Below are 11,588 nucleotides of genomic sequence, written 5' to 3' on the forward strand. Positions count from 1 at the left end.
GCACGCCGTCCGGTCCTGTGCCGGACATGTTGGCATCAACTCCGGCACGATTGCCAGCGAACCCGGGCCGCTCGCGCGACCGCGCCCGATAGCTTCCGACGGGCCCTCGCCTCATCGCGAGAAGCCGAAGACTTTCCGGCCTGACCCCCGCCACACCAGAAATCGATCTGTCCGCTCGTCCAGCGGCCAATGACGCGGGGCGATCGGTGATCATCGCATCGCGCTGCGTCACGATACCACGCACTGTCTGCCCCGGCGAACTACGCTGTACGCACGGGGAAAACGCTCGGGCCACCGAGGAAGTTCCGTTCGCGGGGGCGCTTCGTGTGGTAGATCACTCCTGCCCGTTCTCCATCCACTCGGTCATCAGAGTCAGGAGATGATCGGTGTCGACGGGCTTGGTCACGTAGTCCGAGGCCCCGGACTCGATGCTCTTCTCCCGGTCGCCCTTCATCGCCTTCGCGGTCAGCGCGATGATCGGCAGGCCGGCGAACTGCGGCATGCGCCGGATGGCCGACGTCGTCGAATACCCGTCCATCTCCGGCATCATGATGTCCATCAGGACCAGCGCCACGTCCTCGTTCGACTCCAGCACCTCGATGCCCTCCCGCCCGTTCTCGGCATAGAGTACGCGCAGCCCGTGCTGTTCGAGCACGCTGGTGAGGGCGAAGACGTTGCGCACGTCGTCGTCGACGATCAGCACCTTCCGGCCCTTGAAGTCCCGGTACACCTGCCGCAGCCGCGCCGCCTCTTCCTCCTCGGCGGCCCGCTCCGCGGCCCGCTCCGGCTGCCGGCCGCGCGTCTGCCCGTTGTCCATGAACCGCTCGCGGTGCCGCCGCGTCAACGACTCCGCGGCGCGCTCCGCCGCGATCGACGCCCGCCGGCCCTTGTCCTCCGGACCGGCCAGGGCGCCACGCGCCGGCTCGGCGGCGGCCTCCGGCTCCTCGGTGGGCTCCTCATCCCCCTGGGCCGGGGGCAGTTGGGGCCGCTCCTCCACGCCGGTCAGCGTGGCGTTGGCGAGCTGCGTGTATCCCGGCGGCGGCAACTCGGCCGGCTGGAGCGGTAGGAAGAGGGTGAACGTGGACCCGCGCCCCGGCTCGCTCGCCGCGTGGATCTCCCCGCCGAGCAGCCGCGCGATCTCCCGGCTGATCGACAGACCGAGCCCGGTGCCGCCGTACTTGCGGCTGGTCGTGCCGTCCGCCTGCTTGAACGCCTCGAAGATCACCCGCATCTTGCTCGCCGCGATCCCGATGCCGGTGTCCGAGACGGCGAACGCGACCAGCGGCGCGTCGGCGCTCTGGATCGAGCCGCTCTCCAGCATCTGCTCGCGGATGTCCTCCGGCACCTCGGCGGCCGCCGGCCTGATCACCAGCTCGACCGAGCCGGTCTCGGTGAACTTGACGGCGTTCGACAGCAGGTTGCGCAGCACCTGGAGCAGCCGCTGTTCGTCGGTGTGCAGGGTGGCGGGCAGCTCGGGCGACACCCGCACCGAGAACTCCAGGTTCTTCTCCGCGGTCAGCGGACGGAACGACGCCTCGATGTAGTCCACGAGCTGCACCAACGCGATCCTGGCCGGGCTGATCTCCATCTTGCCCGCCTCGACCTTCGACAGATCGAGGATGTCGTTGATGAGCTGGAGCAGGTCCGTGCCCGCGCCGTGGATCGTCTCGGCGAACTCCACCTGCTTGGGGGACAGATTGCCGTCCGCGTTGTCGGCGAGCAGCTTGGCGAGGATCAGCAGCGAGTTGAGCGGGGTGCGCAGCTCGTGCGACATGTTCGCCAGGAATTCGGACTTGTAGCGCATCGAGACCGCGAGCTGCTCCGCGCGCTCCTGGAGGCCGCGCCTGGCCTCCTCGATCTCCGAGTTCTTGACCTCGATGTTCCGGTTGGTCTTGGCGAGCAGATCCGCCTTGTCCTTCAGCTCGGCGTTGGACTCCTGGAGCGCGAGCTGCTGCCGCTCCAGCTCCGCGGAACGGTCCTGGAGCTCGTCGGCCAGCGCCCGCGACTGCGCCAGCAGCATCTCGGTACGGGTGTTGACGCTGATGGTGTTCACGCTCGTGGCGATCATCTCGGCCATCTGCGAGAGGAAGTCCCGCTCGATCTGCGTGAACGGCTTGAACGAAGCCAGCTCCAGCACGCCGAGCACCCGCTCCTCGAAGAGCACCGGGAGGATGATCACCGTGACCGGCGGGGCCTCGCCCAGCCCCGAGGAGATCTTCAGATAGCCCTCGGGCGTCGGCCCGAACAGCAGCGTGCGGCGCTCGGCCGCCGCGGTGCCGATCAGCGACTCCCCCGGTCGGAACGACATGGCCTGCGCGCCGGCCGCGTACCCGTACGAGGCGAGCATCCGCAGCTCGTAGTCGTCGCCCTCGCCGGGCCCGGCCACCACATCGATGTCGCCGTCCGCCGGCACCGCCAGGTAGAACGCGCCGTGCTGCGCCGTGACCGCCGGGCACAGCTCGCTCATGATCAGGCCGGCGACGTCCTTCAGGTCGCGCCTGCCCTGCATCAGCGCCGAGATGCGCGCCAGGTTGCCCTTCAGCCAGTCCTGCTCCTTGTTGGCCAAAGTGGCCTCGCGCAGGTTCCGGATCATGGCGTTGACGTTCTCCTGGACGACCAGGATCTCGCCGGCGGCGTCCGTGTCGATACGCACGTTGTGGTCGCCACGGGTCACGAAGGCGGCGACGCGGGCGATGTCGCGCACCTGACGGGTGAGGTTGACCGCCATCTCGTTGACGGAGTCGGTGAGGTCCTTCCACGTGCCCGCGACGCCGGGCACCCGTGCCTGGCCGCCCAGCTGCCCCTCGGTGCCCACTTCCCTGGCCACCTTGGTCACCTGCTCGGCGAACAGCGACAGCCGGTCGACCATCGTGTTGAGGGTCTCCTTGAGCTCCTGGATCTCGCCGCGCGCGTCGATGTCGATCTTCTTGGTCAGGTCGCCCTTGGCGATGGCGGTGGTGACCATGGTGATGTTGCGGACCTGTCCGGTCAGGTTCGACGCCATCGAGTTCACCGACTCGGTCAGGTCCTTCCAGGTCCCCGAGACGCCCGGCACCTTCGCCTGACCGCCCAGGCGGCCCTCGGTGCCCACCTCGCGCGCCACCCGGGTCACCTCGGCGGCGAACGACGACAGTGTGGTGACCATCCGGTTGACCGTGTCGGCCAGCGCGGCCACCTCGCCGCTCGCCTCGACGGTGACCTTGCGCGACAGATCGCCGTTGGCCACGCCCGTGGCGACCTCGGAGATGTTCCGCACCTGAGTGGTCAGGTTCCTGGCCATCAGGTTGACGTTATCGGTCAGGTTTTTCCAGGTGCCGGACACGCCGCGCACCTCCGCCTGGCCGCCCAGTTGTCCTTCGGTGCCCACCTCCCGGGCGACCCTCGTCACCTGCTCCGCGAACGAGGACAGCTGATCGACCATGGTGTTCACCGTGGTCACCAGCTGGAGGATCTCGCCCCGGGCGTCCACCGTGATCTTCTTGGTGAGGTCGCCCTTGGCGACCGCCGTGGTGACCTCCGAGATGTTGCGGACCTGGGAGGTGAGGTTGTTGGCCATCCCGTTGACGGACTGGGTGAGGTCCTTCCAGGTGCCGGAGACTCCCTCGACCTCGGCCTGGCCGCCGAGCCTGCCCTCCGTACCCACCTCACGGGCCACCCGCGTGACCTGCTCGGCGAACGACGAGAGCTGATCCACCATCGTGTTGAGGGTTTCCTTCAGCTCCAGGAACTCGCCGCGCGCGTCCACGGTGATCTTCTGCGACAGATCACCGCGTGCCACGGCGGTCGCCACCCCCGCGATGTTCCGCACCTGATCCGTCAGGTTGGCGGCCATGCCATTGACGGAATCGGTCAGATCCCGCCAGACACCGGCCACATCCGACACCTGCGCCTGACCGCCGAGCCTGCCCTCCGTACCCACCTCACGGGCCACCCGGGTCACCTGCTCGGCGAACGACGAGAGCTGATCCACCATCGTGTTCACGGTGTTCTTGAGCTCCAGGATCTCGCCCCGGGCGTCGACCTCGATCTTCTGCGACAGATCACCCCGCGCGACCGCCGTCGTCACCTGCGCGATGTTCCGCACCTGGTCGGTCAGGTTGAACGCCATCCGGTTGACGGAGTCGGTCAGCGCCTTCCAGGTGCCGCTGACACCGTCCACCCGGGCCTGGCCGCCCAGCCGCCCCTCGATGCCGACTTCCGTGGCGACCCGCGTCACCTGATCCGCGAAGGAGGAGAGCTGGTCGACCATGCGGTTGACCGTGTTCTTCAGCTCCAACATCTCACCGGAGACCTCGACCGTGACCGTCTGGGACAGATCGCCGTTCGCCACCGCGGTCGTCACCTGCGCGATGTTGCGGACCTGTCCGGTCAGGTTCCGGAAGGCGGTGTTCACCGAGTCGGTCAGGTCCTTCCAGGCCCCCGCCACCCCCAGCACGGACGCCTGACCGCCCAGCGCGCCCTCGTCACCGATCTCCCGTGCGACCCGCGTCACCTCCGACTGAAAGGATGACAACTGGTCGATGGTCCGGTTGACGGTGTTCTTCAGCTCCAGCATCTCCCCGGAGACGTCCACGGTGACCTTCTGGGACAGATCGCCGTTCGCGACCGCCGTCGTCACCTGCGCGATGTCCCGCACCTGGTCCGACAGGTTGCGGAAGGCCGTGTTGACGGAGTCCGTCAGCTCCTTCCACACGCCGGCCACGCCCTGGACCCGCGCCTGCCCGCCGAGCGTGCCCTCGGTGCCGATCTCGCTGGCCGTCCTGGTGACCTCGTTGGCGAACGAGGACAGCGTCTCGGTCATCGCGTTGATCGTGTCCGCGAGCCTGGCGATCTCGCCCCGCGCGCTCACCGTGATCTTCTGCGACAGGTCACCGCTGGCCACAGCTGTCGTGACCTGGGCGATCTCCCGGACCTGCTTCGTCAGGTTTCCGGCCATGAGATTGACCGAATCGGTCAAGTCCTTCCACACACCGGCCACGTCCGGCACCTTCGCCTGGCCACCGAGCACCCCGTCGGTGCCCACCTCCCGGGCGACGCGGGTGACTTCCGACTGGAAGGAGGAGAGCTGGTCCACCATCGTGTTGACAGTGTTCTTCAGCTCCAGCATCTCCCCGGCCACGTGCACCGTGACCTTGCGCGACAGGTCACCGCCCGCGACCGCCGCGGTGACCACGGAGATGTCGCGGACCTGCGCTGTCAGCCGCGCGGCCATCGTGTTGACGGAGTCGGTCAGGTCCTTCCAGGAGCCCGACATGCCGCGCACCTTGGCCTGGCCGCCGAGCTTGCCCTCGGTACCGACCTCGCTGGCGACCCGGGTCACCTCGTCGGTGAACTCGGAGAGTTGGTCGACCAGCCCGTTCACCGTCCGGCCCACCCGCAGGAACTCCCCGCGCAACGGGCGCCCCGCCGCGCTCCCGCCGTCCGCGCGGTGGTCCATCCGCTGCCGCAGATCGCCCTCGGCCACGGCGGACAGCACCCGCCCGACCTCGGCGACCGGCCGCACCAGATCCTCGACCAGCTCGTTGGCGTCGTCGATGGCCTTCGACCAGGCGCCCTCGCACAGGCCGGTCTCCATGCGCTCGGTGAGCTTGCCCTCCCGGCCCACGACCCGCCGCACCCGCGCGATCTGTCCGGTCACGTGCAGATTCCGGTCGGCCACCTCGTTGTACACGGCGGCGATCTCGGCCATCGGCCCGTCGCCCGCGACCGTGAGCCGCTTGCGCAGATTCCCGTCCCGCATGGATTCCAGAGCCGAGAGCAGCCGGTTGAGCGCGGCGGCGTCCACCTCAACGGTGCCGCTGCCCCGGGACCTCCTCGTTCGCGTGCGCGTGCCGGCGCGCGCTGCTGCTCCGTCAGACACCACTGTGTCCCTCCCGCAGGATCGACCATTCCGCCCGGGCGTGCATCGAGCACCCCCAGTGTTTCACTCCTCACCGACCGGGCGATAACAGTTCGGCAGCATCGCATACCACTGATCTCCCGGTCAGGGGGAAATCATCCGACGCGGCGCCCGCCAAGCCCGCCGACGTCAGTAACCTGGCATCCGGCTGTCCATGACGCATCGGACAGCGACCAGACGACCTTTGGGGGAGTGACGTGATCACCGCGCGAGCTGCGGCCATCTTCGAGCCGGTAGGACGCTCGGTCGCCACCGCGCGGGGATTCGTCCGGGACACCCTCCAGGGCTGGGGCCTGGCCGACCTGATCGAGGACGCCGTGGTGCTCACGAGCGAGCTCGTCACCAACGCCGTCGTCCACGCCGGAACGTCCGCCGAGGTCCGCTGTCTCCGCGACGAGCAGGGCGTGCGCGTCGAGGTCGTCGACCGGCACCCCGAGCGCGAGCTGCCGCTGGCCGAGGTCTCCCGCGGCCGGCTCGACCTGAACAGCGAGGGCGGGCGCGGGCTGCTGCTGTGCGCGGCGCTCGCCTCCCGCTGGGGCGTGGACTACACCGCCGCCGAGAAGTGCGTGTGGTTCCGCCTCGACCAGCAGGTGCTGCCCGTCGGCACCCGCCTGGCCGGGCCGGTGATCCCCATCGAGGCGCTGCCGGTCAGCGAGACCCGGACCCGGGTCGCCGTCGTCCAGGTGGACCGCGCCGACACCATCACCGTCTGGAACGACGACGCGAGAGACCTCTTCGGCTATACGGCGGAGCAGGTCGTCAGCAAGCCGCTCGCCGACCTCGCGGCCTGGCCGCAGACGCCCGGCACCGGCACCGGAATCGCGGAGGCCCTGGCCTTCTCCCGCTGGGAGGGCAGCTACGGCCTGCGGGACTCCGACGGCCGCACCGTTCCGGTGTACGCCTGCCACCTGCGGGTCCGCGACGCCCACGGCGAACCCTCGACGGTCTGCCTCATCGTGCGCGACCAAGAGCGCGCGATCCTCCAGAGCCCTTCCCGGGGCCCCGTCCACGGCAGCGCCGCCGACGCCCTCGACCGGGCGGGCGGCGACCCGCTGGACGCGCTGATCGGCACTCCGCCGCCGGACGACCTGGACGGTCTCCTCCAGCGCACGGTCGAGCGGGCCCGCGACATGCTCGACGGCGACGCCGCCTTCCTGCTGCTGGCCACGGACGACGAGACCGAGCTGGAGGTCCGCGCCACGACCGGGCTGCCCTCCGCGCGGCAGCGCTTCGCCCGCGTCCCCGTCGAGACCGGCAGCGGTCGGTACGGGTCGGCGCGGATGCCGTCGGTCCACGAGGACCTGGCCATCTCCCCCGGCGCCGTGCCCCTGCTGTCCGGCACCGGAATGCACGCCGTGGTCACCGTGCCGCTGAAGGTGGAGGGCCGGCTCACGGGTTCGCTGGGAGTCGCCTCCGAGACGCCCGGCCGGTACAGCAACGCGGAGGCGCTGCGGCTCCAGTTCGCCGCCGACCGGATCGCCCTGGCCGTGGAGTCGGCCCGGCTGACCGAGTTGGAGCGGCTGCGGCGCGGCTCGCTCGCCTTCCTGGTCGAGGCGTCCGAGCTGCTGGCCGGCACGCTCGACCGGAACCAGACGCTCGCGCTGATGGCGCAGATGACCGTCCCGACCCTGGCGACCTGGTGTGCCGTCTACACCAGTCACGACCCGGGCTCCGAGCCCGTCCTCTCCTATGTGCTGCACGAGGACGAGGACCGCATCGACGGCATCAAGGCCCTGCTGGAGCGGCTCGATCCGCCGGACCCCGACATCGGTCTCGGTGTCCGCCCCTGGCCGACCCCGGCGGACGCGGCCAGCGACACGACGCTGCGCAGCTCGCTGCGGAGCCTGGAGCTCGGCCTGCCCCCGTCGACCCGCTCCGCGACCGCTTCGGCCGTGGGAGGAGAAACGGTCGTACTGCCGCTGGTCGCGCGCAACCGCGTCATCGGCCTGCTCGTGCTGGGCAAGCCCACGGGCGAGCGGTTCCGCCAGGACATCCTGGAGCTGGCCGAAGACCTCTCGCGCCGGGCCGCGCTGGCCCTGGACAACGCGCGCCTCTACAGCGAACGCACCGCCATCAGCCAGTCGTTGCAACGCAGTCTGCTGCCGCCGGAGCTGCCCGACATCGACGGGGTCGATGTCGAGGTCATCTACCGGGCGGCCGGCGAGGGCAACGAGGTCGGCGGTGACTTCTACGATGTCTTCCCCATCCGCGAGGGCGCGTACGGCTTCGCCATCGGCGACGTCTGCGGCACGGGCCCGCTGGCCGCGGCGGTGACCGGCCTCGCCCGGCACGCGCTGCGCCTGCTGGCCCGTGAGGGCCTCGGCGGCCCGGCGGTGCTGGAGCGGCTGAACGCGGCGATCCTGGAGGAGGGCCCGCGGGCGCGCTTCCTGACGCTGTTGTACGGGGAGTTGTGGCCGCAGCCGAAGGGCGGCGCCTTGCTGAAGATGGTGTGCGCGGGTCATCCGCTGCCGCTGCGTCTCACCCCGGACGGCACGGTCTCGCCGGCCGCCAGCCCACAGCCGCTGCTCGGGGTGATGGACGATCTGGAGCTGTACGAGCAGAGCGCGACGCTGAATCCGGGCGACGTTCTGCTGTGTGTCACCGACGGCGTGACCGAACGCCGCGAAGGCACGCGGATGTTGGGGGACGACGGCCTGGCGGATGTGCTCAGCTCGTGCACGGGACTGACCGCGGGCGCGGTGGCCGCGCGTGTCCTGCGGGCGGTGGAGCGTTTCGCCTCCGACGCCCCGTCCGACGACATGGCCATTCTGACGCTGCGAATTCCCGAGTAGGGCAGGGAAGCCGGGAAAACCCTCAAATCCGGGAGATCGGGAAACCTGGACACCGGAGCATGCAAAAGGCCCCCGCCGAAAGGCGAGGGCCTGAATTCGTGAGAGCCCCAAAACGGAATCGAACCGTTGACCTTCTCCTTACCATGGAGACGCTCTGCCGACTGAGCTATTGGGGCAGAAGTCCGGCGGTGTCCTACTCTCCCACACGGTCCCCCATGCAGTACCATCGGCGCTGGAGGGCTTAGCTTCCGGGTTCGGAATGTAACCGGGCGTTTCCCCTCCGCCATGACCACCGGAACACCCTGAGGGTATCCCTACGGTTCTCTGGCTTCGAGATTTCACAGTGGACGCGAGCATCTGCGGACAAGCCCTCGGCCTATTAGTACCGGTCAACTCCACCCCTCACAGGGCTTCCATCTCCGGCCTATCAACCCGTTGGTCTCACGGGGGCCTTACCCCATCAAGTGGGTGGGAGTCCTCATCTCGAAGCAGGCTTCCCGCTTAGATGCTTTCAGCGGTTATCCCTCCCGAACGTAGCCAACCAGCCATGCCCTTGGCAGAACAACTGGCACACCAGAGGTTCGTCCGTCCCGGTCCTCTCGTACTAGGGACAGCCCTTCTCAAGACTCCAACGCGCACAGCGGATAGGGACCGAACTGTCTCACGACGTTCTAAACCCAGCTCGCGTACCGCTTTAATGGGCGAACAGCCCAACCCTTGGGACCAACTCCAGCCCCAGGATGCGACGAGCCGACATCGAGGTGCCAAACCATCCCGTCGATACGGACTCTTGGGGAAGATCAGCCTGTTATCCCCGGGGTACCTTTTATCCGATGAGCGACGGCGCTCCCACAAGCCACCGCCGGATCACTAGTCCCTGCTTTCGCACCTGCTCGACCCGCCAGTCTCACAGTCAAGCTCCCTTGTGCACTTACACTCACCACCTGATAACCAACCAGGCTGAGGGAACCTTTGGGCGCCTCCGTTACTCTTTAGGAGGCAACCGCCCCAGTTAAACTACCCACCAGACACTGTCCCCGATCCGGATCACGGACCCAGGTTAGACATCCAGCACGATCAGAGTGGTATTTCAACAATGACTCCGCACCGGCTGGCGCCGACACTTCACAGTCTCCCACCTATCCTACACAAACCGAACCGAACACCAATATCAAGCTATAGTAAAGGTCCCGGGGTCTTTCCGTCCTGCTGCGCGAAACGAGCATCTTTACTCGTAATGCAATTTCACCGGGCCTATGGTTGAGACAGCCGAGAAGTCGTTACGCCATTCGTGCAGGTCGGAACTTACCCGACAAGGAATTTCGCTACCTTAGGATGGTTATAGTTACCACCGCCGTTTACTGGCGCTTAAGTTCCCAGCTTCGCCCCGAAGAGCTAACCGGTCCCCTTAACGTTCCAGCACCGGGCAGGCGTCAGTCCGTATACATCGCCTTACAGCTTCGCACGGACCTGTGTTTTTAGTAAACAGTCGCTTCTCGCTGGTCTCTGCGGCCACCCCCAGCTCAGATGGTAAACACCCTCACCAGGAACGGCCCCCCTTCTCCCGAAGTTACGGGGGCAATTTGCCGAGTTCCTTAACCATAGTTCACCCGAACGCCTCGGTATACTCTACCTGACCACCTGAGTCGGTTTAGGGTACGGGCCACCATGAAACATCGCTAGAGGCTTTTCTCGACAGCATAGGATCATCCACTTCACCACAATCGGCTCGGCATCAGGCCTCACCCACATATCGCACGGATTTACCTGCACGACGGGCCACACCCTTACCCCGGGACAACCACCGCCCGGGATGGACTACCTTCCTGCGTCACCCCATCACTCACCTACTACCCCATCGGGCCACCGGCTCCACCACTCCCCCATCACCCGAAGGATCAAAGGGCGGCTTCACGGGCTTAGCATCAAGAGATTCAGCGCTGGCGCTTCACGGCGGGTACCGGAATATCAACCGGTTATCCATCGACTACGCCTGTCGGCCTCGCCTTAGGCCCCGACTTACCCTGGGCAGATCAGCTTGACCCAGGAACCCTTAGTCAATCGGCGCACACGTTTCCCACGTGTGAATCGCTACTCATGCCTGCATTCTCACTCGTGAACCGTCCACAACTCGTTTCCACGGCTGCTTCACCCGGCACACGACGCTCCCCTACCCACCACGCTTACACGTAGTGACACGACTTCGGCGGTGTACTTGAGCCCCGCTACATTATCGGCGCAGAATCACTCGACCAGTGAGCTATTACGCACTCTTTCAAGGGTGGCTGCTTCTAAGCCAACCTCCTGGCTGTCTCTGCGACTCCACATCCTTTCCCACTTAGCACACGCTTAGGGGCCTTAGTCGATGCTCTGGGCTGTTTCCCTCTCGACCATGGAGCTTATCCCCCACAGTCTCACTGCCGCGCTCTCACTTACCGGCATTCGGAGTTTGGCTAAGGTCAGTAACCCGGTAAGGCCCATCACCTACCCAGTGCTCTACCTCCGGCAAGAAACACACGACGCTGCACCTAAATGCATTTCGGGGAGAACCAGCTATCACGGAGTTTGATTGGCCTTTCACCCCTAACCACAGGTCATCCCCCAGATTTTCAACTCTGGTGGGTTCGGGCCTCCACGCGGTCTTACCCACGCTTCACCCTGCCCATGGCTAGATCACTCCGCTTCGGGTCTTGGGCATGCTACTCAACCGCCCTCTTCGGACTCGCTTTCGCTACGGCTCCCCACCAACAGGTTAACCTCGCAACACACCGCAAACTCGCAGGCTCATTCTTCAAAAGGCACGCAGTCACGACAACCGAGCGCAAGCACTCGACTGCGACGCTCCCACGGCTTGTAGGCACACGGTTTCAGGTACTATTTCACTCCGCTCCCGCGGT

2 protein-coding genes, 1 tRNA gene and 2 rRNA genes (1 of these 5 only partly in view) are annotated in these 11,588 nt (G+C 66.9%); 1 reads left to right on the plus strand and 4 read right to left on the minus strand.

Annotated features, from left to right (window positions below):
- Nucleotides 1-334: 334 nt before the first annotated feature.
- The gene (locus OIE51_RS06610) at nt 335-5,860 is read right to left on the minus strand and encodes a HAMP domain-containing protein (RefSeq protein ID WP_326596212.1); all 5,526 of its coding nucleotides are present in this window, start codon (nt 5,858-5,860) and stop codon (nt 335-337) included.
- A gap of 236 nt (nt 5,861-6,096) precedes the next feature.
- Between OIE51_RS06610 and OIE51_RS06615 the strand changes: the two genes are divergently transcribed.
- Nucleotides 6,097-8,691 carry a SpoIIE family protein phosphatase gene (locus OIE51_RS06615; protein WP_326596213.1) on the plus strand — a complete coding sequence of 865 codons (2,595 nt, stop codon included), beginning with the start codon at nt 6,097-6,099 and terminating at the stop codon, nt 8,689-8,691.
- Nucleotides 8,692-8,794: 103 nt separating this feature from the next.
- On the opposite strand, the gene OIE51_RS06620 is transcribed toward OIE51_RS06615, so the two are convergent.
- From OIE51_RS06620 to OIE51_RS06630, 3 genes are all read right to left on the minus strand, one after another.
- Nucleotides 8,795-8,867, minus strand: a tRNA-Thr gene (locus tag OIE51_RS06620).
- A 4-nt stretch (nt 8,868-8,871) separates the two neighbouring features.
- Nucleotides 8,872-8,988: ribosomal RNA gene (gene rrf, locus OIE51_RS06625) — 5S ribosomal RNA — on the minus strand.
- A gap of 62 nt (nt 8,989-9,050) precedes the next feature.
- Nucleotides 9,051-11,588 (minus strand): 23S ribosomal RNA (locus tag OIE51_RS06630) (it continues 569 nt past the right edge of the window).

The sequence above is a fragment of the Streptomyces sp. NBC_01803 genome, from assembly GCF_035917415.1.
Lineage (GTDB): Bacteria > Actinomycetota > Actinomycetes > Streptomycetales > Streptomycetaceae > Streptomyces.